The following is a 24,709-nucleotide window of genomic DNA, read 5'->3' on the forward strand; positions in this document are numbered from 1 at the left end:
GGTCAGTTCCCCGCGAGGGTGAAGGTCAGCGTCGTGGAGTTGCCCACGACGTCGTACACCGTCAACTCGTTCACGCCCCGCTTCCCCCCGAACGCGCCCGGAGTCACACCGTTGAGGTCGGACCACGTGTTATCGGTCAGGTTCTTCTCCACACCGTTGAGCGTCAACCGGTCGATCTTGTACTGATCGAACAGCTTGAACGACACCCGCGCATACGACCCGTTGCCCGTCGTCACCGTCTCACCCCGCCCGGTCTTCATCGTCACCGTCGGCCCCGTGACATCCAGAACGAAGCTGACCGTCGTGACATTGCCCGCCACGTCGTACACCTTCAACTCATTCACCCCGGACTTGCCACCGAACACCCCCGGCTTCACACCGTTCAGATCCGACCACACATTGTCGACCAGATCCTTCTCGACACCGTTGAGCGTCAACCGGGCGATCTTCCCCGCATCGAACAACTTGAACGACACCGACCGATACACCCCATCCTTCCCCTGCGACTCCGGCTTCACCGTCACCGTCGGCGCCGTCACATCGGCGGCCGGGAGGACAGGAATCGAGAGCTCGAAGCTCGTCCCGACCGGCGTTGTGATCGACAGCGGTACCTGGGTGGCATCTGAACCAGACCCGACAGCGGCTTGGGGGATCGTCACCGTCAGGGTGGCGCGCCCGGCGCGGTCGGTGAGCGCGACGAGGGATCGATCGATCGGCGCCGATCCGACGGGGATCCCGGCGATCGAGACCGAGACGGTCCCCGCTGCGGTTGCCGTCTGCGTGAAGTCGAGCGAAGAGAGATCGAGCGTCAGCGTGCTACCGGCCTCGTACCCTGCGGGGTTCGACGGCGCTGACAGTCCGACGCCGATCGAACGCTGGGCGAGGTCGGGAGACGCCGATCCGTTCGCCGCGAACCAGTCCACCATGGCCCCGAGATCGACGAGACCCGAGTCGGCGCGAGACGTGCCTGCAGCGAACGTGCCGAAGTTGTCTCCTCCGGATGCCAGGAAGGAGTTGACGACGATCCGGTACGAGGCTGCGGGATCGATCGGCACTCCGTCGAGTCGCAGGTTCGTGACCCGGGATCCGACGGCGGCGTCGTAGTTGGTGACGTACGTCAGGCCCTCGGAAACCCCGAGCTTCAGGAAGGGACGAGATGCAGCGGCGGGCTGCCACTGCTGTTCGAGGACGGCGTCGATCTGCGCGCCCGTCAGCGACATCGTGACGAGCGTGTTGGCGAAGGGCTGCACACCGGCTGCTTCCGCGTACGTGACCACGCCGTCGGCATTGGCTCCCCCGCTGCCCGCGTAGACGAGATCCGCCCGGAGTCCACCGGGGTTCATGAACGCGATCTGCGTCTCCGCTGCGCGCTGCTGGGCAGCCCACAGCTGCACATCGGCGACGAAGTTGCCGAGCGTCGACTCGGCGCCGCGCGCTTCCTCGGTCGTCGCGGGGTTCTGTGCGGTCGGGGTCCGCGGTTGCAGCTCCCGCCGGAAGTCCGCCGTGATGTTCCCCACCGGCTTGGATCCTTCGACGGTTGCGAATGCGACGGCAGCGCGCACGATGGAATCGACGGCGCTCACGACCGGATCCGTGAGGTCTGGAACGATCGTCGGCTGCGGCGGGTTGACCGCCGTGTTCCACATCGCGGTGGTCGTGGTCGGTGCCAACGACACCGCGCCGGTGTCAGGGTTGTACGTGATCGAGGTCTTCTGGAAGCGCTCACCGTACTGCCCTGCCTGCGTCACGCGGAGGGAACCGACGTCGTAGGCGTAGGTCGCATGGGTGTGCGATGTGACGAGCATGTCGACGTCGGCGTCGAGACCCGTCACGATGCTCCCGAGCGGCGTGGACGCGTCGGTGGCGTCCGCCGGGTTCGACGATCCTCCCTCGTGAACGAGGGCGACGACGATCTCGGCGCCGGCAGCTGTCGCCTCATCCGCCGCGGCATTGACCTCGGTCGCGATGTCACGGAACTGCAGGCCCGCGATGCCCGCAGGGCTCACGAGAGATGGCATCTCCTCTGTGACCGCGCCGACGAAGGCGACGTCGATGCCCGCCGCGACCGTGACGATCTCGTACGCCTGGAGAGCGCGCGTGCCGTCTGCCTTGTAGACGTTGGCCCCGAGATACGGGAACTCGGCGCGCGGGATGACTCTGTCGGTCAGGTCGGCGAAACCGGCGTCGAATTCGTGATTGCCGACCGCGCTGACATCCAGTCCCGCGGCGTTCAGCGCATCGATCGTCGGGTTGTCCTGCTGAATGAACGACGTGAACGTGGATGCGCCGATGTTGTCGCCCGCGGAGGCGAAGATCGTGTTCGGGTTGGCTGCGCGAGCCTGCTGCACGGCCGTCGTCAGGGCCGCGGCGCCGCCCGCGGGAGACGATGCTTCCAGACGACCGTGGAGGTCGTTGATCGTGATCAGGTCTATCGTGACGGGATCCGCCGCGTACGCGGGAAGTGCGGAGAGGGTGCCGGCTGACAGCGCCACGAGGGCCGCGCCCGCGAGGAAACGACGGCGGAGAGGGCCGCGATCGGGGACTGATCTGTTGCGCATATGAGTGCTTCCTGTGCAAGGGATTCGGGTGGACGACCCACCGCACAACAACACCGCGCCGAGCCGCACCTTTTCGAGACTAGGTTCGCATCGGGGTTCGCAACACCTTCATGAGAAAGTGTTCACGATCCGGAAACGCCACGTCGTCCCGCGAAGGGAAGAAGCGCATCGCGCAGGCGCTCGAGCGTGTTCGCGTCCACACCCACTGCTTCGAGGACTTTGCCCGGCACGTCGAGAGCGTGGCGGCGCAGCGCCCACCCCGCCTCGGTCAGCGCGATGTCGAGTGCGCGCTCGTCGCCGATCCGGCGCGCACGCGAGACGAGTCCTTGGGCCTCGAGCCTTTTCACGAGCGGCGACGCGGTCGCGGGATCGAACGCGAGTTCCTCCGAGAGGTCGGAGAGCGTGCGCGGTGACTGCTCCCAGAGCGCCAGCATCACGAGGTACTGGGGATGCGTAAGGCCGAGGGGTTCCAAGATCGGTCGGTAGACGGCCACGACGTTCCGTGATGCCGTCACGAGCGCGAAGCACACCTGGTTCTCGAGCCGAAGCAGATCCTCTTGCGCGGGCATGCGAATATCCTAGCCCTCAAATAGTTAGTACACTAAGCAATGTGAACAGTGAGCATGACCCCGAGCGTCCGACGCTGCGGGAACGCGTACGAGCCGCCGGCGGTTGGTACGCCTGGATCAACGCCTCGCTCATCCGCGTCGCGGGACCGGCCGCCGTCGGCCCCTACGAGACCGCGCCCCCGCCGACCGCGGAGGAACGCGCCGACCGCGCGTGCCCTCTGTGCGGGCGGCCGATGACCGAGCACACGTTCGACCGCTCCGGCACGAAACCTCTCATGCACTGCCCGTGATCAGGCGTGCCCTGCGCGTTCCATGGCGCGCAGTTCCTTCTTGAGATCCTGCACCTCGTCGCGCAGGCGGGCGGCGAGCTCGAACTTCAACTCCTCCGCCGCCGCGAGCATCTGCGCGCTGAGATCCGCGATCGTGGACTCGAGTTGCTCGGCACCTTCCGCCGCGATGCCCTCTCGTCGGAGTTGAGGCGTGGGCGCCTTGCCTCGTCCGGACTTCGTCTTCGCGGCGGATTTGCCGCTGAGCATCCGGTCGGTGTCAGACGCCTCGCGCGCCAAGATCTCCGTGATGTCCGCAATGCGCTTCCGCAGCGGCTGTGGATCGATGCCGTGCTCGAGGTTGTAGGCGATCTGCTTCTCGCGCCGGCGATCCGTCTCCTCGATCGCCTTGGTCATCGAGTCGGTCATCGTGTCGGCGTACATGTGCACTTCTCCCGACACGTTGCGGGCCGCGCGGCCTATGGTCTGGATGAGCGACGTGCCGCTTCGGAGGAATCCTTCTTTATCGGCATCGAGGATCGATACGAGCGAGACCTCGGGAAGGTCGAGACCCTCACGCAGCAGGTTGATGCCGACGAGCACGTCGTATACCCCGGCACGCAGCTCGCTGAGAAGCTCGACGCGCCGCAACGTGTCGACGTCGGAATGCAGGTAGCGCACCCGGACCCCGTGCTCGCCGAGGAAGTCGGTGAGCTCTTCGGCCATCTTCTTCGTGAGGGTCGTGACGAGTACGCGCTCGTCACGCTCCGCCCGCACGCGGATCTCCTCGAGGAGATCGTCGATCTGTCCCTTCGAGGGCTTGACGACGATCTGGGGATCGATGAGTCCGGTGGGACGGATGATCTGTTCCACGACGCCGTCGGCGATGCCCATCTCGTAACGCCCCGGAGTCGCCGACAGGTAGACCGTCTGACCGACGCGGTTCTTGAACTCGTCCCACCGCAGTGGCCGGTTGTCGAGTGCGCTCGGCAGTCGGAAGCCGTGCTCGACGAGGGTGCGCTTGCGCGATGCATCGCCCTCGTACATCGCGCCGATCTGCGGCACCGTGACATGCGACTCGTCGATCACCATGAGGAAGTCGTCGGGGAAGAAGTCCAGCAGCGTGTGCGGCGGCTCGCCGGGAAGCCGACCATCCAGGTGACGCGAATAGTTTTCGATGCCCGAGCAGAATCCCAGCTGCTGCAACATCTCGAGATCGAAGGTCGTCCGCATGCGGAGGCGCTGCGCCTCGAGCAACTTGTTCTGCCCTTCGAGCTCCTTGAGACGCTCCTCGAGCTCGTGCTCGATCGTGCCGATCGCCCGCTGCACGGTCTCAGTGCCGGCGGCGTAGTGCGTCGCGGGGAAGATCGGCACGGAATCGAGCTTCTGCACGACATCGCCCGTGAGCGGATGCAGCATGTACAGACCCTCGATCTCGTCACCGAACATCTCGATGCGGACCGCATACTCCTCATACACCGGGATGATCTCGATCGTGTCGCCGCGAACGCGGAAGTTGCCGCGGGAGAAGTCGACGTCGTTGCGGTTGTACTGCATCGCGATGAACTTGCGGATCAATGCGTCACGGTCGTAGCGCTCCCCCACTTGGAGGGCGACCATGGCTCGCAAGTACTCCTCGGGCGAGCCGAGACCGTAGATGCAGGAGACGGTGGAGACCACGACGACGTCTCGTCTGCTGAGGAGTGAGTTCGTCGTCGAGTGACGGAGGCGTTCCACCTCGGCGTTGATCGAGGAGTCCTTCTCGATGAAGGTGTCTGTCTGAGGGACGTACGCCTCGGGCTGGTAGTAGTCGTAGTAGCTCACGAAGTACTCGACCGCGTTGTTCGGCATGAGTTCGCGGAACTCGTTCGCGAGCTGCGCCGCGAGAGTCTTGTTGTGCGCCAGGACGAGCGTCGGACGCTGCACCGCTTCGACGAGCCAGGCCGTCGTAGCCGACTTTCCCGTACCGGTCGCGCCGAGAAGGACGACGTCGGTCTCACCGGCGTTGATGCGTTGCGCGAGCTGAGCGATCGCCTCTGGCTGGTCTCCCGACGGCGAGTATTCACTGATGACTTCGAAGGGGCGGACGGAACGTGTGGTCTGCACATGTCCAGGTTAGGCGCGACCTCCGACACCGGGGCCGGCAGGGCGGATAGTCCCGCCCTGCTTCAGTCCACCGAGAGGTCGGAAGAGCCGGTCTGACGCACCTCGGCGACACGTCGCGGGAGGTCGTTCCACAGCTCGTCAGTCCGGGCGAGGGTGTCCTCCAAAGTGCCGGTCGTATCGATCACGACGTCGGCGATCCGCAGTCGGTCGTCGTCCGCGACCTGAGCCGCGATGCGCGCTGCGGCATCGTCCTCGGACATCCCGCGCAACTCGACGAGCCGTCCCTGCCGCACCCCCGCGGGGGCGTGTGCCACGACGACGAGGTCCCACGGGTCAGCGGCTCTCGTCTCCGCCAAGAGGGGAACGTCGTAGACGACGACAGCGTCGGGGTCCGCATCGAACGCCTCCGCGAAGCGCCTCGCGGACTCGGCCCGCACCGCGGGATGAACGAGCGCGTTGAGGCGCGCGAGCGCCGCCTCGTCGTTGAACACGCGACGCCCGAGGCCCGCCCTGTCCAGCGCGCCTTCGTCTGTGAGGATGTCGGGTCCGAACGCATCGACCATCGCGCCGAGGAGCGGGGAACCCGGCGCCTGGACGTCGCGCACGATGCGATCGGCGTCGACGATGACGGCACCGCGTTCGGCGAGGCGGCTGGCGATGGTGGATTTGCCGGAGGCGATTCCCCCGGTCAGGGCGATGAGCGGCACGTCCACGAGCCTGCCACGGCTGCGGGCTTTCCCGCAGCACTCGCCGTCCGCCTCCCCCCGCACACGACGCACCCTGCGGATATCTCAAGGTGTTCCTGAGGTTCGGCAAAGTCGTCCTTGCGCATTCGCTCCTACTGTCGAATCATCGCCGGACGTCCTGGGGATGTCGGACGGCGAACGAAACGGAAAGGATCCGTGGGATGGCAGGAGGCGACGTGATCGTGGGATGGCGATCACGCGCACGGGACCGGTCTGGGGCCGGATCCCGAGAGGGGCGGGAGGGGCCCGGCCGTGCGGGGGCACGGCCGACCTCCACGCTCCGACGGTGGGCGCTCGTCGAGTGAAGGTGAGACGGCATGCCGGGTGCTGAGTTCAGCAGGGTGTTCTGGGATATCATCGCGGGTGTCCCGGGACCGACCGCCCACGAGCGGAACGACGACAGGAGCGCCAACCTGGACGAGAATCGCGTCGCCGTCGTCATCGAGGACGAAGCCGATATCCGCCAGCTCCTGAGCGACGTCCTGGAGTCGGCGGGATTCGTCGTCTACGCCGCGGCGTCAGGGCTCGAGGGCATCGAACGGGTCCGCGTGTACCAGCCCGTCGTGACGACTCTCGACGTCAGCATGCCGGGGATCGACGGGTTCGAGACCGCCAAGCGCATCCGTGCCATCTCGAGTACCTACATCGTGATGCTCACGGCCCGCTCGGAAGAGATCGACGCCCTCCAGGGATTGGAGTCCGGCGCCGACGACTACATCACGAAGCCCTTCCGTCCTCGTGAACTGCGTGCGCGCATCGAGGCGATGCTGCGCAGGCCGCGCGGCCCGCTCACATCCGAGGTGGAGGTCGCAGCCGCCGACCCCCCCGCTCGCGACGACGACCTGGGCGGATGGCTCGAGCACCGAGGGCTCCGGCTCCAACCGGAGATGCGGTTGGCGATCCGAGCCGACGAGGCGCTCGACCTGACGAGGAGCGAGTTCGACATCCTCGCCGAACTCCTGCGAGCCAAGGGCCGCGTCGTCAGCAAATCGGAGCTGGCTCTCACGCTGCGCGGCGAGTACACCGCCACCAGCGACTACATCAGTGATGCGGATGCTCGAGCGATCGAGGTCCACATGGCGAACCTGCGTCGAAAGCTGGGTGAGTCTCCCGCCAACCCACGGTGGATCGAGACCGTCCGCGGCGTGGGCTATCGCCTCACGCGCTGATCACGGCTCGCCCGCGACGAGGACAGCCGTGTCCGTGCGCAGCGCGGCGGCACGGGCAGCGACGCGGGCTTCCGTCACGAGCTCCGACGGCTCGTAGCCATTCGTCTCGCTGAGGGCGATACCCACTCCCACGATGGGGATCACGGCGCCGACCACGCCGCTCAGCTCATCGAACAGCCCTCGGCGGATCCGCGTCGCGATGCGACGGGCGTCGGCTACCGAATGCGGCTGGATTCCCACGAGGAGCCCCGTCTCGCCATCTTGACCGACGAAGGCGCTCGTAGGGGCGAAACCGCGCACGACACTGCGGAACGCCGTCGCGACACTCGAAGCCGCCTCCGTGCCGAACGCGGTCGCGATCGAGGGGAGGTCGTCGATGCGGAGGGAGATGACGCCGACGAGTTCCGAGCGCCGCCGCGCGCGCGCACACATATCGAGGAGAACGTGCGCGAACGAGACCTCCGGCAGCACATCGTCGTCGCTGAGCGCGAGACGTCGCGCTCCCCGTGCGACATCCAAGTGCCCCCGACCGACGAGGGCCACGGAGGTCACGACGACGGCCACGATCGACAAGACCGAAGCGAGGATGCCGGTCGCGTTCGTGCCGAGCCAGACGAGGAAGAACTCGTCGTCTGGACCCACGGCGAAGAACGCGACGGTGCGGACAGCGTAGTAAACGGCTTCCACACCCAGGACGAAGGCGAGCGCGCGCGTGTTGCGGTCGGCAGCCATCTCACCGCGCAGCGTCTCGACGGTGCCGAGAGTCGCGAAGACGAGGATGCCGGGGAACATGACTTCCGCGCCGGCCCACGCCCCTCCGGCGGGTCCTTCGGCGAGAGCGGTCAGGATCGCTCCCAGGCTCACGATGGCGACGGCGATGCCCGCCGCCATCATCGGACGCTCGTTGAACCGCCGGGCTCCAAGCCACAGGCATCCCGTGCCGCCGACGAATGTCCCGTTGCCGAAAGCGACAGCCCACCACGCCTCCGGATAGACGGTCCACGCGAGATAGCAGACGACCGTGACGAGCGCCCCGAGGAAGGCGAGCCCCCAGACGCGCCCCGCGCCCTCGTCTTTGCGCAGAAGGATGCCGACGACGTAGACGACGCTCGAGACGATGATCACGAGCGCGGTGACCACCGTGAGCGTGAAGGGATCGAGTGTCATGGTGCTCCGATGCTCGTGGCGGGTGTGCGACGGCGCGCGGGGAGGCGTACGACGACCGTGGTGCCGACCCCCTGTTCGCTCTGCAGGGTGATCTCTCCGCCGTGGGAACGGACGATGTCACGGCTGATCGCCAGACCGAGGCCGCTCCCGTGGGTCGACGTCTTACGCACCGATTCCGATCGGAAGAACCGTTCGAACAGCCTCGGCATCTCATCCGGCGCGATGCCCGTTCCCGAATCCCGCACGACGATCCAGGCGTGATCGGCGTCCACCGTCGTGCCGACGGCGATGGAGCCGTCGGCACGGTTGTACTTGACGGCATTCGACAAGAGGTTGTCGAGGACCTGTCGGATGCGCGACGGGTCGACGTAGGCGGTCGCGGACTCCACCCCCGACGTATCGAAGCGGATGCCGCGCTCCGCCGCGCGAGGAATGTGCAGTTCGACCGCCGACGCCACGAGATCCGCAAGGTCCGTCTGCTCCGGCTGGTAGCTCAGTTCGATCGTGGAGCGGTCCGCCGCCGTCGTGGCGAGGATGTCCGAAACGATGGAGAGGAGTCGATGGGCGTTGCGTTCGGCGACCTCGAGGCCCCGTCGCGCCGTCGGCGAGAGATCCTCGTCGAGAACGAGGTCCAGGTAGCCGACGATGGACGTGAGCGGTGTGCGCAGTTCGTGCGAGACCGACGCGACGAGGTCTTCACGCGCGCGGATGGCGCTGAGCTCGGCGGTGATGTCTCGCGAGACGATGACGCTTCCGGCATCCGTACCGTCATCGTCGTGCACACGACGGGCCGTGACGGTCAACGCCCGCCGTGGTGCGCCCGGCTCCCCGAACCAGACGACGGCGTCGTCGAACGTCTCACCGCGCAGAGCGCGGGCGAGCGGCTCGTCGTCTGCGCTGAGTCGTGTGATGCCATCTCGGGCATACGCGGGGAGTTCCTCGTCCGGCGTTGCCCCACCCGCGCTCTGGAGGCGTCCGTGCGCCTCATTTCGGAGCGAGACCCGTCCGTCCACGCCGATCCTGATGATGCCGAAATCAACGGCCTCGAGAACCTCCGTGAGTGTTTCTTCCTGCTGACGGGCACGGGCCAGAGCGGTGGACAAGAGGCCGGTCTGACTATCGAGAAGGCGACGCTGCACGTGCGACCGATGCGTCGTCAGATAGCTGGTGGTCGCGAGAGCCACGATGGTGAACGGGAGGATCACTGTCGCGATGGTCACATCGCGGTCCGGCGCGAGGGCCGGTACGAGATAGAGCGCACAGACCACGCTCACGCCGCCGAACAAGCCAGGAAGCCCGAAGCTCCCGGCCAGCCACATGGCAGGGAAGATCCACAGCAGCTCGAACCCCGACGGCGGACTGGACTCTCGGATCGCCGTGATGGCGAGGATGTCCAGCATCGGCACCAGCGCACTCACCCAGGCGGGGATGCTGTTCCACGGCACGGCCACGGCGGCGGCGGTCGCGAAGAACACAACGAGGACGCCTGCCAGGAACAGGCTCGTGTTGCCGGGAAAGAGCGAGACGAGGGCAATGAGCGCGACAACCATGACGACCCCCGCGAGGAGGACCTGATTGAGGAGGACGGTGCGCGATCTCGTCCGGTCGCCGAACGATCCGGACCGGGCGCGCTGCACCTTCGTGCGCTTCGGTCCAGCCATGGGACGAAACTACCGCTCCTCGCACCCGTGAATGCGCGAACGGGGCCGGAACCCGAAGGTTCCGACCCCGTTCGTCAGCGATGGATCAGCGACCGGAGAGCTTCTCGCGGAGCGCCGCAAGCGCCTCGTCGTCGGCGAGGGTGCCGGCGGAACCGGTCTCGGACGAGAAGGACGGGCTTGCAGTCTCGGTCGGAGCGTTCGCCTCGGCCTCGAGAGCCTTGGTGACCGCAGCCTTGTGAGCCTCCCAGCGCGCGTGAGCGGCAGCGTACTCCTGCTCCCACTTCTCGCGCTGCTCGTCGAAGCCTTCCTTCCACTGGTTGGTCTCGGGGTCGAATCCCTCGGGGTACTTGTACTCCCCGTTCTCGTCGTACTCCGTGGCCATGCCGTAGAGGGCCGGGTCGAACTCGGTGCCGAACGGGTCGACCGACTCGTTCGCCTGCTTCAGCGAGAGCGAGATGCGGCGACGCTCGAGGTCGATGTCGATGATCTTGACGAAGACCTCTTCGCCGACCGACACGACCTGCTCAGCCAGCTCGACGTGCTTCCCGGAAAGCTCCGAGATGTGCACGAGGCCCTCGATGCCGTCTGCGACGCGCACGAACGCACCGAACGGGACGAGCTTCGTGACCTTGCCCGGGGCGACCTGACCGATCGCGTGCGTACGGGCGAAGACCTGCCACGGGTCCTCCTGCGTCGCCTTGAGCGAGAGCGACACGCGCTCGCGGTCGAGGTCCACCTCCAGGATCTCGACGGTGACCTCCTGGCCGACCTCGACGACCTCGGACGCGTGCTCGATGTGCTTCCACGACAGCTCCGAGACGTGGACGAGACCGTCGACGCCACCGAGGTCGACGAACGCACCGAAGTTGACGATCGACGAGACCGTGCCCTTGCGGACCTGGCCCTTGTGGAGGTTGTTGAGGAACGTCGTGCGCGACTCGGACTGCGTCTGCTCGAGCAGGGCGCGACGCGAGAGAACGACGTTGTTGCGGTTCTTGTCGAGCTCGAGGATCTTCGCCTCGATCTCCTGGCCGAGGTACGGCGTGAGGTCGCGAACGCGACGGAGCTCGATGAGCGAGGCGGGAAGGAACCCGCGGAGTCCGATGTCGACGATCAGGCCACCCTTGACGACCTCGATGACCGAACCGGTCACGACGCCGTCGGTCTCCTTGATCTTCTCCACGTCGCCCCACGCGCGCTCGTACTGCGCACGCTTCTTCGACAGGATCAGACGGCCTTCCTTGTCCTCCTTCTGGAGAACGAGTGCCTCGACCGTGTCGCCGACCTTGACGACCTCGTTGGGGTCGATGTCGTGCTTGATGGAGAGCTCGCGCGAGGGGATGACGCCCTCGGTCTTGTACCCGACGTCGAGGAGCACCTCGTCGCGGTCGATCTTCACGACGGTGCCTTCAATGAGGTCGCCGTCGTTGAAGAACTTCAGGGTCTTTTCGACCGCGGCCAGGAAGTCCTCAGCAGAGCCGATGTCGTTGATCGCGACCTGCTTGGTGGCCGGGGCGGTCGTTGCGGTAGTCATATAGTGGGTTGTCCTTGTTGGATGGGTGATCGGGCCCGGCATCCTCTGCCCACGCGAACGCGCGGGATGAGTGAGGAACCGAGGCGAGGCGGATTGTCTTCGTGCGATGTCACAGGGTCAGCAGGCATGGCTGTTGAGCCACAGGAGTGACGTTCCAGGGTAACAGAATGCGCCCGGCGATCGCGAGGGTCGCGCACCTCGAGCCGCTACGTGCTCGCACAGACGACGCAGCGTGTCGCAGTGGGCCGCGCCTGCAGCCGTTCGAGAGGGATCGGCCGCCCGCAGTCTGCGCAGATCCCGTACGCTCCGGCGGTGCGTCGCTCGATCGCCGACTCGACCTCGCGTCGCTCACGCTCGGCGTCGGCGCGAAGCCCCGAGAGACGCGACCATTCCGCCGACAGCGTTGCGCCTTCGGGGTCGTGTTCATCGTCGGCGTTGTCACCCTGCCGGTCGGCGCGGAGTGCCGCGAGCGTGGCGTCGAGCCGTTCGATGCGACCGGACAGCTCGGCGAGCGACCGCTCCAGCGGGTCCGCCGGCGTCACGGCCGCAGCAGGACCTTCACGGCGCGGCGCTCGTCCATCGCCGCATACGCGTCGGCGGCATCCGCGAGCGGCAGCTCCAGATCGAACACGCGACCGGGCTGGATGACACCCGCGCGGACATCGGGCAGAAGCTCCTCGATGTACCCGCGCACGGGGGCCACTCCCCCGTTGACACCCACGTTCCTGCCGAACATCTCCCGGATCGGCAGCTCGGGGCCGCCGTTGGGAACACCGACGAAACCGACCTTCCCACCCGGTCGCGCCGACTTCAGCGCCTGATCCATCGACTCCTTCGTTCCGACGCACTCGAGGACGCGGTCCGCCCCGATACCGTCGGTGAGTGCCCGGACGGCGTCGATGCCCGCCTCGCCCCGCTCCTCCACGATGTGGGTCGCACCGAACTCGCGTGCGAGTTCCTGGCGACGCGGATGCCGCGACATGGCGATGATCGTCGTCGCTCCGAGACGCTTGGCGGCGATGACCGCGCAGAGACCGACAGCACCATCGCCGACCACGACGACGGTGTCGCCGGGCGACACACCCGCCGAGACCGCCGCGTGGTGGCCCGTGCCCATGACGTCGCTGAGCGTCAGAAGGCCGGGGATCTCGTCGTCGGCGACCGGTCCGGGAACGACGGCCAACGTCCCGTCGGCGAGCGGGACGCGCACGATCTCTCCCTGAGCCCCGTCCGCGAAGCCGCCGAAGCGGTCCGCGCTCCCCCACCATCCGCCCTGCAGGCACGACGTGCTGACGCCGTTCCGGCAATTGACGCAGGTTCCGTCGCACACATAGAACGGCGCGATGACGAAGTCGCCGGGTCGGATCGTCCGAACGTCTGCACCGACGGCCTCGACGACGCCGACGAACTCGTGCCCGATGCGGTGGGGTTCCGTCGTCTCCGTGACGCCTCGGTACGGCCAGAGATCGGACCCGCAGACGCACGCGGCGACGACCCGGACGATGGCGTCGGTGCCCGTCGAGAGCTCTGGATCGGGGACCTCTTCGACGCGGATGTCACCGGCGCCGTGAATGACGGTTGCGAGCATGTGTCGAGCCTACGCGCGCGATGCTCAGTTGAGGCCGCGAGTGGATGCCGGAATCGCACCGTCGCGGTAGAGGTCCGCTGCGACGTCCTGAAGCGCCGTGAGGGCGACCCGCTGCGTCATGGGACCGTAAGAGATCCGCGCGACACCGAGGTCTTCGTACTCCTGTGCCGTCAACGCTCCCGGAAGTCCGATGACACTGACCTTGCGAACTCCGATTCCGTCGACGAGAGCCCGGGTCGTCGCGGCATCCAGGATCCCCGGCACGAAGACGGTCGTCGCTCCCGCGGAAAGATAGGCACGGCCCCGGGTGACGGCATCCTCGATCGATTCCTCGAGCGGTCGATCGCCGGCGCGGACGAACGCATCGGTCCGCGCGTTGAGCACGAAGGCAACCCCTTCGCTCTCCCCCGCCGCGACGATCGCCTCGACGGCCGCGGTCGACTCCGCGAGCGGACGGAGGCGGTCCTCGACGTTCGCCCCGACGACGCCCACGCCGATCGCGCGTCGCACCGTCTCTCCCGGATCGCCGAAGCCCGCGTCCAGGTCGGCGCTGACCGGCAGGTCCCCCGCGGCCGAGACGATCCTCGCAACCATGTCGAGCATGAGGTCGAGCGGAATGTGCTCACCGTCGGGGTAGCCGAACGTCGCGGCGATCGAATGGCCCGCCGTCGCGATCGCCCGCGTCTCCGGGAGGGCGGCGATCACCGTCGCCGACACGGCATCCCACACGTTGACGACGCGCAGGATCTCCGGTTCGTCGTGGAGTCGGGCGAGGGTGGTGGCTTTGTCGCTGAGTTCCGTCATGCGTCAACGCTAACCGCGGCCTAGCCTTCTGGCATGCGCTTGACATCCGCGTTCCGCGCGCCCCGCCGGATACCCCTGCTCCAAGTCGTGAAGTCCGCGATCGCCACGGCAGCCGCCTGGCTCGTCGCGGGGTGGCTGATCCAGGGCCCGCCGCCCGTCTTCGCTGCGATCGCGGCGCTCCTCGTCGTGCAGCCGAGCGTCAACCAGTCGCTCACGAAGGCGCTCGAACGTTCCGTCGGCGTCATCGCGGGAGTCGCCATCGCCTCGATCATCGGCATCCTGCTCGGGGGGTCGACGTGGGTCATCCTGCTCGCGATGGTCGCGGGGCTCGCCGTCGCATGGGCGCTGAAGATGACGGCGGGAACAGCCAACCAGGTGGCGATCAGCGCGCTCCTCGTGCTCGCTCTGGGCGGGACGAGCCCCGAGTACGCGGTCGATCGTGTTCTGGAGACTCTCCTGGGTGCCGTCATCGGGATCGTCATCAACGTTTCCCTCGTGCCTCCCCTCGCCCTCGACCCCGCGCGACGAGCGGTCGACGCGCTGCTCCAGGAGGTCGCGGAGTCGCTCGAGCGACTCGCGCGCGCACTCGAGCACCCGCGGTCTCGCGCGGAGGTCGAAGAGCTCCTGCTGGAAGCCCGGCTCATGCGGCCGATGCGCGACAAGGCTGAGACTGCTCTCGCGGATGCCACGGAGTCGCTCACGCTCAGCCCGCGCCGCGCGGGACGCAGCGAGCTCGCGGAGGCGCACGAGCAACTTGCGCGACTGTCGCCGATCGTGACACAGGTGATCGGGATGACGCGGGCTTTCGCCGACCACTACGACCCGTCGATCAGCGCCGAGCCCGTCGTGCGCGACATCGCCACCCAGCTGCGTCGCGCCGCCCACGACGTGCGACTTCTCGTTCGTTCGGTGACCGACGATCGCGCCGACACCGAGCCCCCCGCGCTCACGGCACCGTTGTCCATCACGGCGCCGACATCCGAGCACTGGATGCTCATCGGCTCGCTCCTCGAGGACCTCAGGAGGATCCACGAGACGCTGAGTGCTGATGCGGAGGCTACTCCGTGACGCGCACCGTGAAGGTGACGTCCTGGATACCGCCATCCGTATTCGAGAGCACGACGTCCGTCTCGCCGACGGCGAGCGCCTTCACTCCGGGGTTGAAGGTCGCATCCCCTTCCTCACCCCCGGCGACGAACTCCGCAACCGCGGGATCGGCGACGGTGCCCTCGTAACTGTCCACCGCGAGGTCACCCGTATTGATGTTGAGCACCTGGTCGACGACGAGGTCGATCGTGCGGCCCTGCAGGTCACCGACTTCCTCCGTGACGGGAGCGATGACGTCGCCGTCCGACGACGAACAGGCGCCGAGCGCGAAGGCGGCGGCGAGGACAACAGTGGCGGCGGCGATGCGTGAGAACCTCATGCGCTCAGCATGGCAGGGGCGACGGCGCGAGGTCCACGAGATTTCCTCCACGCTCCCACCGCGACGAGAACCTTCCCGTGACAGGATGACTGCCGTGACCGACCGCCTGATGTTGCTCGACAGTGCCTCGTTGTATTTCCGCGCCTTCTACGGCGTGCCGGACACCGTGAAGGCACCCGACGGCCGGCCGGTCAACGCCGTGCGCGGATTCCTCGACATCATCGCGAAGCTCGTCACGATCTACCGGCCCACGCAGCTCGTGGCGTGCTGGGACGACGACTGGCGTCCGCAGTGGCGCGTCGACCTCATCCCGACGTACAAGACGCACCGCGTTGCGGAGGTCGTCGCGGGATCCGCCGACATCGAGGTCGTCCCCGACCCCCTCGAGGTCCAGGTCCCCGTCATCCGAGAGACCCTCGCCGCCGTCGGCATCCCGATCGTCGGCGCCCCGGAGCACGAGGCGGACGACGTCATCGGAACTCTCGCGACGCGCGCCGCCGTTCCCGTCGACATCGTGACGGGCGATCGAGATCTGTTCCAACTCGTCGACGACGCGCGGGACGTGCGCGTCGTGTACACCGCGAAGGGCATGAGCAACCTCGAGATCATCACGGACGACGTCGTCCGCGCCAAGTACGGGGTCGCGCCCCATCAGTACGCCGATTTCGCGACGCTCCGCGGAGATTCGTCGGACGGGCTCCCCGGCGTGGCGGGCATCGGCGAGAAGACGGCCGCCGGGCTGCTCTCGAGTCACGGCGACCTCGCGGGAATCCTCGCCGCCGCAGACGAGGGCGCCGGAATGACCGCCGGTGTGCGGGCGAAGCTCCTCGCCGGACGCGACTACCTCGCCGTCGCGCCGACGGTCGTCGGTGTCGTCCGCGATCTCGATCTCGCCGCCGTGGACGCGACGCTGCCGAAGCCGGACGCGTCGCGGAGAGCGGATGCCGCATCCCTCGCCGAGCATTGGGCGCTCGGTGGCTCTATGACGCGTCTCCTCGACGCGCTCGACGCGGACTGATCCGACGAGGTCAGCGCTCGCGCGCTGTCCACTCGCGCACACGGTCGAGCGGCCATGTCGTGACGATCCGGTCGGCCGGCACTCCCGCGCGCTGGGCCCGCTCGGCACCGTAATCGAGCAACGACAGCTGGCCAGGCGCGTGCGCGTCGGAGTCGATCGAGAAGAGACACCCTTCAGCCAGGGCGATCGCGATGAGGTCGTCGGGCGGATCCTGCCGCTCCGGGCGTGAGTTGATCTCGACCGCGACGGTGTTGGCGGCACACGCCGCGAAGACGGCTCTCGCGTCGAAGACCGAGGGCGGGCGCGTGCCACGCGACCCTTCGACGAGCCGGCCGGTCACATGGCCGAGCACGTCGACCCGCGGATTCGAGACGGCGGCCACGAGACGTCTCGTCATCGGCGCACGCTCCATCCGGAGTTTCGAATGGGCGGACGCCACGACGATGTCCAGCTCGTCGAGAAGGTCGGGCTCCTGGTCCAATTCTCCGTGGTCGAGGATGTCGACTTCGATGCCGGACAGGAGCGTGAAGCCCTCACCGCTCAACCCCGCGACGATCTTCAGTTGTGCGCGCAGCCGCTCGGCGGTCAGGCCGTTCGCGACGCGCAGTCGCGGCGAGTGATCGGTGAGAGCGAGGTACTCGTGACCGAGTGCTCGCGCCGCGTCCACCATGAGCTCGATCGAGGTGAGCCCGTCCGACCACTCGCTGTGAGCGTGCAGGTCGCCTCGAAGAAGCGTCCGCAAGGCGGATTCTCTCGGGGCGCCGACGCGTTCTCGCAGTTCGGCGAGGTAATCCGGCGTCCGCCCCTCGAGCGCCTGCTGGATAACGGCGAACGACGATTCGCCGATGCCCTTCCGTCGCCGAAGACCCGCGCCGTCCCGGAGCTGTTCGTCGCTCAGCGAGGAGATCGCGTCCGCGGCGGCACGGAAGGCCTTCGACTTGTACCGCGACGACCGCTCCCTCTCGAGGAGGGTCGCGATCTCGGTCAGCGCTTCGTGCGGGTTCACGCGCGGACGGGACCCTCGTGCTCGATGGACACCACTAGGCGGCCGCCGCCTGCCGCGACTGCCGCACCACAACGGGAGCGCTCGCGAGTCGGTGCAGAGCCCACCCGAAGATGATCGCCAGGATGCCGACCCCCATCGCGAACGCCGCGACGCCGAACGAGACGACGGAAGTGAACAGGGATGCGCGCAGGAACGATGCGTTCATCATGACGGCTCGCACGGGATCGTCCTGGTCGAGTTCGGCGTAGGTCTGTCCTTCCGACGCGTGGAGAGCGTGCGTCTGGATGATGTCGGCCTGCACGTACGCCGTGAGGGGTCCCTGGACCGTCTGCCCCTGGAAGGCCATCGCGTCGTCGGGGATCGTGATGTTCTCGGCGCGGAGCTGCGACGAGACCATGATCCAGACGACGATGCCGACCACGATGAGCGCGACGCCGCCGATGATTCCGAGAATGCCCACGACCTTTACGGCACCGAGGGGCCGCGCGGGCGGTTCGATGGTCGCCGACGTGTCTGCGGGAGCGAGCGTCTCGCTCATGAGGTCCTCCTCCGTGAAGCGGATAGTGCCCTCACGGTACTGCGGAGCCTGTGCGCGAGGAAGGGCCTCCGGCCGTGTAAAAACGTGTGGTCAGACCACAAGGGCCTTCGTCGCTGCGACCCAGTCCCGCAGACGTTCGGCCGCGCCCCCGCTGTCTATCGCGGCCGCGGCATCGTCGCGGGCTTCCGCGAGGCGCTCGACGATCGGACGCTGCACTTGCGCGGCATCCCGGAAGAGGCGATACGCCACGAGACCGGCCGCCGCATTGAGGAGGACGATGTCACGGACGGGACCCTGTTCTCCCGCGAAGACGCGGTGCACGACCGCGGCATTGTGCGCGGGGTCACCGCCGAGCAGGTCGTCGATCTGCGCGAGCGGGATGCCCAGGTCGCGCGGGTCCAGATCGTGCTCGTGGATGTCGCCGCGGCTCACCTCCCAGAGTCTGCTGTGTCCCGTCGTCGTGAGTTCGTCGAGCCCGTCGTCTCCCCGGAAGACGAGGGCGGTCGCCCCGCGCGTCTGGAAGACGCCCGTGATGAGGGGAACCCGATCGAGGTGCGCGACCCCGACGGCGTTGGCCTCGGCCCTCGCCGGATTGCACAGGGGCCCGAGGATGTTGAAGACCGTCGGAACGCCGAGCTCCGCCCGCGTCGGACCCGCATGCTTGAAGCCCGGGTGGAACGCGGAGGCGAACACGAAGGCGATGCCGGCGCGTTCGAGGGTTTCCGCGACGGCGTCGGGCGTCAGCGTGAGCTCGACTCCGAGCGCGGCCAGCACATCGGAGGACCCCGAGGACGAACTCGCCGCGCGGTTGCCGTGCTTCACGACGGGCACACCCGCTGCGGCTGCGACGACGGCGGCCATCGTCGAGACGTTGACCGTGCCGAACCTGTCGCCACCGGTCCCGACGATGTCGAGGACACCGGCATCCACCGGCAGCGGGACGGCGGCCTCGAGGATCGCGTCGCGGAACCCCACGATCTCGTCGACTGTTTCCCCCTTCGCGCGCAGAGCGATGAGGAATCCGGAGATCTGAGAGGGCGTCGCGGCCCCCGACATGATCTGCCGCATCGCCCACGTGGATTCCGACACGCTGAGGTCGCGTCGCTCGAGGAGCGCGGTGAGTAGTCCCGGCCAAGAATGCAGGTCCGCCATGACGAGAGAGCCTACTGGTCCCACGCGGACGGACATCGACCGCGGCAACGTTGCACACACCCGTCGATCAGGGCCCTCGCACCGGTCGCACACGGTTCTCGGAGCAGTCTCGCGGCTCGTTCTTAGGGCCTCCTAAGTCGGACCGAGGGCAAATCGTTGTCGTCGAGTGCGAGAATCGCCCGCCGGGATCGGCAATAATGGGAGGCGTGACAACCACCACAGCGACCTACTCCCAGGCGATGCGGTCCGTCAAGAGGCCAGATCCGGTCGCTGTCGGAACCATCGTGTGGCTCGGCAGTGAGGTGATGTTCTTCGCGGGTCTCTTCGCGATCTACTTCACGCTGCGCAGCACGTCCCCCGAGTTGTGGGCGGAGCGCACCGAGCTGCTCAACGTCCCGTTCGCCCTCGGCAACACGATCATCCTTGTGCTGTCCTCCGTGACCTGCCAGATGGGCGTGTTCGCCGCCGAGAGGTTCCAGCCGTACTCGACGAAGAAGCGCGGCATCCTCGGCTGGGGCATGGTCGAGTGGTTCTGGTTGACGTTCGCGCTCGGCGCGATCTTCGTCTCCGGCCAGGTCTGGGAGTACGCGACCCTCGTGTACGAAGGCATGCCGATCTCCGCCGACGCATACGCATCGGCGTTCTACCTGACGACAGGCTTCCACGCGCTCCACGTGACAGGCGGTCTCATCGCCTTCCTCCTCGTGATCGGCCGTGCGTACGCCGTGAAGAACTTCGGGCGCAAAGAGATGACGTCCTCGATCGTCGTGTCCTACTACTGGCACTTCGTCGACGTCGTCTGGATCGCCCTGTTCCTCGTCATCTACTTCCTGCGGTAACAAGAGCGGAGCTGAAACCCCAACATGGCACGAGAGAAGACGCGCCGCTCGACTGGCCGACGCAGCCCCTGGGCGGCAGCCGCCCTCATCGGGCTCGGCCTGCTGGTCACCGGCGGAATCTACGCCGGCGCCTCCGCCGCGATGGCAGCGACCGACGACACCACACAGGCTTCTTCGACCCTGACCGTCGAAGACGGCAAGAAGCTGTTCCAGGCGAACTGTGCGACCTGCCACGGCCTCGATCTCCAGGGCACCGCCGACGGACCCTCGCTCTTCGGTGTCGGTGAACTCGCGGTCGAGTTCCAGATGGCGACGGGCCGCATGCCGCTGCAGATGCAAGGACCACAGGCCCCGCAGAAGCCCGTGCAGTTCACGCAGGACCAGATCCTGGCCATCTCCGCGTGGGTCCAATCGACGTCGCCCGGACCGACCTTCCCGTCCGACGAAGTCCTCGATGGCGAGGGGAACGTGTCGCACGGCGCCGAGCTCTTCCGCATCAACTGCGCGATGTGCCACAACGTCGCCGCAGCGGGTGGCGCTCTGACCGAAGGCAAGTACGCGCCCGGACTCCAGGGCACGAGTGCCCTCCACATGTACGCAGCAATGGTGACGGGCCCGCAAAACATGCCCGTCTTCAGTGACATGAACCTGTCGTTGGAAGAGAAGCGCGACATCATCTCGGCTCTCCTGTTCATTCAGGAGAACCAGTCGCCCGGCGGCTTCTCGCTCGGCTCCCTCGGACCCGTCTCGGAGGGACTCTTCATCTGGATCTTCGGTATCGGCGGCCTCATCGCCCTGACCGTGTGGATCACAGCGAAATCCAACTGACAGACGATCACTGAACCCGAATCACGAACGAGGAGCAGCATGGCACACGAGGACGACCCGCTCGAGCACGAGAGGGCTTCTTGGAAGCCCTCCCCCGGGCTCGCCGTGGCGGTCACCGACCCGGTGCGCAATCCGGAGCTCCCGCCGCACCGCGCGAGGGTCACCGACAAGGACCCGGCCGCCATGAAGCGCGCCGTCCGCACGGTCTACACGCTCTTCTACCTGTCGGTCGCTGCGAGCATCTGGGCTGTCGCCGCCTACATGATCTTCCCGATCGAGAGCGGTCGACTGGTCGACATCCGCAACAACAACCTCTTCATCGGCCTCGGGATCGCGCTCGCGCTCCTCGCGATCGGCATCGGCGCCATCCACTGGTCCAAGGCGATCATGTCCGACAAGGAGCACACGGAGCCGCGTCACGCGACCCGCGGTCGTGACGCGACGCGTGAAGGCGCCATCCAGGTCTTCCGCGACGCCGACGAGGATTCCGGGTTCGGACGTCGCGTCATGATCCGGAACTCCCTCATCGCTGCACTCGCCGCGTCGATCGTGCCCGGCATCACGCTGTTCCGTGGCCTGGCTCCTCAGGACACCCCAGAACACCCCAACGCGGGAAATCCCGTCTATCTCCTCAGCCACACCATGTGGGAAGAGGGCATGCGACTGGCGCGCGACCCCGAGGGGACGCCGATCCGGGCGTCCGAGGTCACGTTGGGATCCGCCTTCCACGTCATCCCCGAGCCCCTCGCCGATCTGTCCCACCACGACGGCTACCTCGAGGAGAAGGCCAAGGCCATCGTCCTTCTTATGCGTCTGCTTCCCGAGCAGTTGCCCGCGGAAACGAACCAGCTCGACTGGACGTACGACGGCATCGTCGCCTACTCCAAGGTGTGCACCCACGTCGGCTGCCCCGTCGCACTGTACGAACAGCAGACCCACCACCTGCTCTGCCCCTGCCACCAGTCGCAGTTCGACGTCGCCAACGGCGCGGCGGTCATCTTCGGACCCGCGGCCCGTCCCCTTCCGCAGCTGCCGATTGCGGTCGACGACGAGGGCTATCTGATCGCGCAGAGCGACTTCCACGAACCCGTCGGCCCGAGCTTCTGGGAGCGTCATTGAGCACCGCCACTGTCACTGAGAAGCCCGAGGCGAAGGATAAGCCTCTCGGCGGCCGCTTCGTCGGGGCCACCGCGAACTATCTCGACGAAAGGACAAGCCTCTCCGGGATCGTCAAGGAGCTCGGCCGCAAGATCTTCCCCGATCACTGGTCGTTCATGCTCGGCGAGATCGCGCTCTGGAGCTTCGTCGTCGTCCTTCTGTCGGGGACCTTCCTGACCTTCTTCTTCCAGGCGTCGATGGTCGAGACGCACTACTACGGCGCCTACCTCCCCATGCGTGGCATCGAGATGTCCGCCGCCATGGAGTCGACGCTGCGTATCTCGTTCGACATCCGCGGCGGCCTGCTCGTCCGGCAGATCCACCACTGGGCTGCGCTCGTCTTCGTCGCCGGCATCGGTGTGCACATGCTGCGCGTCTTCTTCACCGGCGCCTTCCGCAAGCCGCGCGAGCTGAACTGGGTCATCGGATTCATTCTCTTCATCCTCGCGATGGCCGAGGGCTTCACGGGATACTCGCTCCCCGACGACCTGCTGTCGGGCAACGGCCTGCGGATCATCGACGGAATGATCAAGGGCATCCCGCTCATCGGTACATGGACGTCGTTCCTGCTCTTCGGCGGCGAGTTCCCCGGTACCGACATCGTCGGACGCCTCTACACGCTGCACATCCTGCTGCTGCCTCTGATCCTCATCGGCCTCCTGGTGCTCCACCTCATGCTGATGATCATCAACAAGCACACGCAGTTCGCCGGCCCGGGTCGGACGAACAGCAACGTCGTCGGCTACCCGATGCTGCCCGTGTATGCATCGAAGATGGGTGGATTCTTCTTCATTGTTTTCGGCGTGATCGTGCTGATCGCTTCGCTGTTCACGATCAACCCGGTCTGGAACTACGGCCCGTACGACCCCTCCCCCGTCTCGGCGGGAACCCAGCCCGACTGGTACATCGGCTTCGCTGACGGCGCGCTGCGACTCGTTCCCCCGCACCTGGAGAGCGTGATCTTCGACCACACGTGGTCGTGGAACATTTTGCTGCCGCTCGGAGTCCTCGCAGTCTTCATCCTGATCGTGCTGGTCTACCCCTTCATCGAGGCGTGGATCACGGGCGACAAGCGTGAGCACCACATCGCGCAGCGTCCCCGCAACGCCGCAACGCGTACGGCCGTCGGCGCCGCGGGCGTGACGTTCTACGCAGTCCTGTGGGCTGCCGCGTCGTCCGACATCATCGCGACGCACTTCTGGCTCACGATGGAGGGCGTCATCCACTCTCTCCAGGCGGCGCTCATCCTCGGCCCGATCATCGCCTACTTCGTCACGAAGCGCATCTGCATCGCGCTCCAGAAGAAGGACCGCGAGATCGCACTGCACGGGTACGAGTCCGGACGCATCGTGCGCCTTCCCGGTGGCGAGTACATCGAGGTGCACCAGCCCGTCGACGAGTACGAGCGCTTCAAGCTGGTCGACTTCGAGGTCTACGAACCGCTCGTCGTCCGGCCGAACACGAAGGGCCGCATCCCGTGGCACGAGAACGTGCGCGGGTCGATCTCGCGCTGGTTCTTCGAGGATCGCCTGTCTCCCGTCACTCAGTCGGAGATCGATGCAGCGGTTGCCCACCAGCACCACGAGCTCGAGCACATCGCCGCGGAAGAGGATGCCGAGATCCAGGGCGCTCACGAGCGCGCAGGCGTTCCCGATGCGCCCCACGTGCCCATCGACGACGGCCACAACTCCGAGACTGCAGTGCGGCCGTCGAACGTCATCATCCCCGACGAGGGCACCTCGAAGCCCAAGAAGGGTGACAAGAACACGGACGCCTGACCAGCGTCACGCACGACGGGATGCCCCGTGACCATCAGCCTCTCGGCGGATCGTCACGGGGCATTCGCGTGCACCGGCATCGACGGCCGAGAAGACCCAAACTGCTGCGTCTCGTCTCCGAATAGCGCATTCCGCGTCTTCTCGCCCGAGTCCCGTCGCCCACGTCAGGCGTCGCCCATCTTGGCGAAAAGACCCAAACTGCTGGATACCGCTTACGGAATGCGCAGTTCGGGTCTTCTCGCAATACTGCTGAGCCCAGGACGGATGGCGCCGCGGAACCTACGGCGCGGGATGCACGGATCGGCAGGATCGCGACGACGCCTGTCGGTCGGACGCCGCACCATGGACGCGCGACGCGCCTAGGCTGACGGCATGACGACGGATGCTGCACACTACTTCGCCACCAAGCTCGCCCACGAGACGGACGCATCGGATGTCTACGCCGCGCAGAAGGCGGACGAGGACTTCATTCTCGTCGATGTGCGCGGCGACGAGGCATGGAGACAGGGCCGCATCACGGGCGCCATCCACATTCCTTACGCCCAGATCGCGCAAAGAGCCGCCACCGAGATTTCTCCGGGAACGCCGGTCGTCGTCTACTGCTGGAGCCCCGGCTGCAACGCCGGCGCCAAGGGAGCTTTCGAGTTCGCTCGGCTCGGCTACTCGGTCAAAGAGATGATCGGCGGCTACGAGTACTGGGTGCGAGAAGGGCAGCCCACGGAGAACGATGAGGGACCGCTCCCCCGTGTCTTCGATCCGCAAGTGATGGTCGTGCACGACAAGTCGTGAATGACGTTC

At 66.9% G+C, this 24,709-nt stretch carries 23 protein-coding genes; 9 read left to right on the forward strand and 14 right to left on the reverse strand.

Annotated elements, in window-relative coordinates; translation table 11 throughout:
- Positions 1-2 precede the first annotated feature (2 nt).
- Positions 3-2,558, reverse strand: coding sequence for a bifunctional UDP-sugar hydrolase/5'-nucleotidase (locus FBY39_RS13870; RefSeq protein WP_141932849.1), 2,556 nt, complete (start codon positions 2,556-2,558; stop codon positions 3-5).
- 122 nt (positions 2,559-2,680) lie between these two features.
- On the reverse strand, positions 2,681-3,127 hold the full coding sequence (locus FBY39_RS13875) for a MarR family winged helix-turn-helix transcriptional regulator (RefSeq protein ID WP_141932852.1): 447 nt from the start codon (positions 3,125-3,127) through the stop codon (positions 2,681-2,683).
- Positions 3,128-3,168: 41 nt separating this feature from the next.
- On the opposite strand from FBY39_RS13875, the gene FBY39_RS13880 reads away from it, so the two are divergent.
- Positions 3,169-3,417 carry a hypothetical protein gene (locus FBY39_RS13880; protein ID WP_141932854.1) on the forward strand — a complete coding sequence of 83 codons (249 nt, stop codon included), beginning with the start codon at positions 3,169-3,171 and terminating at the stop codon, positions 3,415-3,417.
- On the opposite strand, the gene uvrB is transcribed toward FBY39_RS13880, so the two are convergent.
- Both uvrB and coaE read right to left on the reverse strand, forming a co-directional pair.
- Positions 3,418-5,499, reverse strand: coding sequence for an excinuclease ABC subunit UvrB (uvrB, locus tag FBY39_RS13885; RefSeq protein ID WP_141932856.1), 2,082 nt, complete (start codon positions 5,497-5,499; stop codon positions 3,418-3,420).
- A gap of 62 nt (positions 5,500-5,561) precedes the next feature.
- Complete coding sequence (gene coaE, locus FBY39_RS13890; RefSeq protein WP_141932858.1) at positions 5,562-6,206, reverse strand: dephospho-CoA kinase; 645 nt, start codon at positions 6,204-6,206, stop codon at positions 5,562-5,564.
- A gap of 356 nt (positions 6,207-6,562) precedes the next feature.
- On the opposite strand from coaE, the gene FBY39_RS13895 reads away from it, so the two are divergent.
- Entirely contained in the window at positions 6,563-7,414 is an 852-nt protein-coding gene (locus tag FBY39_RS13895; protein WP_141932860.1) for a response regulator transcription factor, read from the forward strand.
- Here FBY39_RS13895 and FBY39_RS13900 read toward each other — a convergent pair whose 3' ends face one another.
- From FBY39_RS13900 to FBY39_RS13925, 6 genes are all read right to left on the reverse strand, one after another.
- Positions 7,415-8,581, reverse strand: coding sequence for a hypothetical protein (locus tag FBY39_RS13900; RefSeq protein WP_141932862.1), 1,167 nt, complete (start codon positions 8,579-8,581; stop codon positions 7,415-7,417).
- Positions 8,578-10,242: a cell wall metabolism sensor histidine kinase WalK gene (locus FBY39_RS13905; protein ID WP_141932864.1), complete on the reverse strand. Its 1,665-nt coding sequence runs from the start codon at positions 10,240-10,242 to the stop codon at positions 8,578-8,580. The genes FBY39_RS13900 and FBY39_RS13905 overlap by 4 nt, the downstream gene beginning before the upstream one ends.
- An 85-nt stretch (positions 10,243-10,327) precedes the next feature.
- The gene (rpsA, locus tag FBY39_RS13910) at positions 10,328-11,776 is read right to left on the reverse strand and encodes a 30S ribosomal protein S1 (RefSeq protein ID WP_141932866.1); all 1,449 of its coding nucleotides are present in this window, start codon (positions 11,774-11,776) and stop codon (positions 10,328-10,330) included.
- Between the two features lie 206 nt (positions 11,777-11,982).
- Complete coding sequence (locus tag FBY39_RS13915) at positions 11,983-12,318, reverse strand: TraR/DksA C4-type zinc finger protein (protein WP_141932868.1); 336 nt, start codon at positions 12,316-12,318, stop codon at positions 11,983-11,985.
- Positions 12,315-13,364, reverse strand: coding sequence for a zinc-dependent alcohol dehydrogenase family protein (locus tag FBY39_RS13920; RefSeq protein WP_141932870.1), 1,050 nt, complete (start codon positions 13,362-13,364; stop codon positions 12,315-12,317). Before FBY39_RS13920 ends, FBY39_RS13915 begins: the two co-directional genes overlap by 4 nt.
- A gap of 24 nt (positions 13,365-13,388) precedes the next feature.
- Complete coding sequence (locus FBY39_RS13925) at positions 13,389-14,168, reverse strand: isocitrate lyase/phosphoenolpyruvate mutase family protein (protein WP_141932872.1); 780 nt, start codon at positions 14,166-14,168, stop codon at positions 13,389-13,391.
- A 33-nt stretch (positions 14,169-14,201) separates the two neighbouring features.
- Here FBY39_RS13925 and FBY39_RS13930 point away from each other — a divergent pair, with 33 nt between their 5' ends.
- On the forward strand, positions 14,202-15,236 hold the full coding sequence (locus FBY39_RS13930) for an aromatic acid exporter family protein (protein ID WP_141932873.1): 1,035 nt from the start codon (positions 14,202-14,204) through the stop codon (positions 15,234-15,236).
- Here FBY39_RS13930 and FBY39_RS13935 read toward each other — a convergent pair.
- Positions 15,226-15,594: a hypothetical protein gene (locus FBY39_RS13935; protein WP_141932875.1), complete on the reverse strand. Its 369-nt coding sequence runs from the start codon at positions 15,592-15,594 to the stop codon at positions 15,226-15,228. The two genes, FBY39_RS13930 and FBY39_RS13935, sit on opposite strands and share 11 nt — an antisense overlap.
- A gap of 94 nt (positions 15,595-15,688) precedes the next feature.
- On the opposite strand from FBY39_RS13935, the gene FBY39_RS13940 reads away from it, so the two are divergent.
- A complete protein-coding gene (locus FBY39_RS13940; protein WP_186336956.1) occupies positions 15,689-16,612 on the forward strand; it encodes a 5'-3' exonuclease in 924 nt (307 codons plus the stop codon).
- Positions 16,613-16,622: 10 nt separating this feature from the next.
- Here the strand turns inward: FBY39_RS13940 and FBY39_RS13945 are convergent, their stop codons facing one another.
- The 3 genes from FBY39_RS13945 to trpD all read right to left on the reverse strand — a co-directional run bounded on the left by FBY39_RS13945 (position 16,623) and on the right by trpD (position 19,308).
- The gene (locus tag FBY39_RS13945; RefSeq protein WP_141932877.1) at positions 16,623-17,618 is read right to left on the reverse strand and encodes a PHP domain-containing protein; all 996 of its coding nucleotides are present in this window, start codon (positions 17,616-17,618) and stop codon (positions 16,623-16,625) included.
- Positions 17,619-17,652: 34 nt separating this feature from the next.
- Entirely contained in the window at positions 17,653-18,156 is a 504-nt protein-coding gene (locus tag FBY39_RS13950; protein ID WP_141932879.1) for an aromatic ring-opening dioxygenase LigA, read from the reverse strand.
- Positions 18,157-18,246: 90 nt separating this feature from the next.
- The gene (gene trpD / locus FBY39_RS13955; RefSeq protein ID WP_141932880.1) at positions 18,247-19,308 is read right to left on the reverse strand and encodes an anthranilate phosphoribosyltransferase; all 1,062 of its coding nucleotides are present in this window, start codon (positions 19,306-19,308) and stop codon (positions 18,247-18,249) included.
- 197 nt (positions 19,309-19,505) lie between these two features.
- Here trpD and FBY39_RS13960 point away from each other — a divergent pair, with 197 nt between their 5' ends.
- The 5 genes from FBY39_RS13960 to FBY39_RS13980 all read left to right on the forward strand — a co-directional run bounded on the left by FBY39_RS13960 (position 19,506) and on the right by FBY39_RS13980 (position 24,700).
- A complete protein-coding gene (locus FBY39_RS13960; RefSeq protein ID WP_141932882.1) occupies positions 19,506-20,147 on the forward strand; it encodes a heme-copper oxidase subunit III in 642 nt (213 codons plus the stop codon).
- Between the two features lie 24 nt (positions 20,148-20,171).
- Positions 20,172-20,975 carry a cytochrome c gene (locus tag FBY39_RS13965; protein ID WP_141932884.1) on the forward strand — a complete coding sequence of 268 codons (804 nt, stop codon included), beginning with the start codon at positions 20,172-20,174 and terminating at the stop codon, positions 20,973-20,975.
- 39 nt (positions 20,976-21,014) lie between these two features.
- Entirely contained in the window at positions 21,015-22,094 is a 1,080-nt protein-coding gene (locus FBY39_RS13970; RefSeq protein WP_141932886.1) for a ubiquinol-cytochrome c reductase iron-sulfur subunit, read from the forward strand.
- Positions 22,091-23,911: a ubiquinol-cytochrome c reductase cytochrome b subunit gene (locus FBY39_RS13975; RefSeq protein WP_141932888.1), complete on the forward strand. Its 1,821-nt coding sequence runs from the start codon at positions 22,091-22,093 to the stop codon at positions 23,909-23,911. Before FBY39_RS13970 ends, FBY39_RS13975 begins: the two co-directional genes overlap by 4 nt.
- A 372-nt stretch (positions 23,912-24,283) precedes the next feature.
- Entirely contained in the window at positions 24,284-24,700 is a 417-nt protein-coding gene (locus FBY39_RS13980) for a rhodanese-like domain-containing protein (protein WP_141932890.1), read from the forward strand.
- The last annotated feature ends 9 nt before the right edge of the window (positions 24,701-24,709 follow it).

This window comes from Microbacterium sp. SLBN-146 (genome assembly GCF_006715145.1).
Classification (GTDB): Bacteria; Actinomycetota; Actinomycetes; order Actinomycetales; family Microbacteriaceae; genus Microbacterium.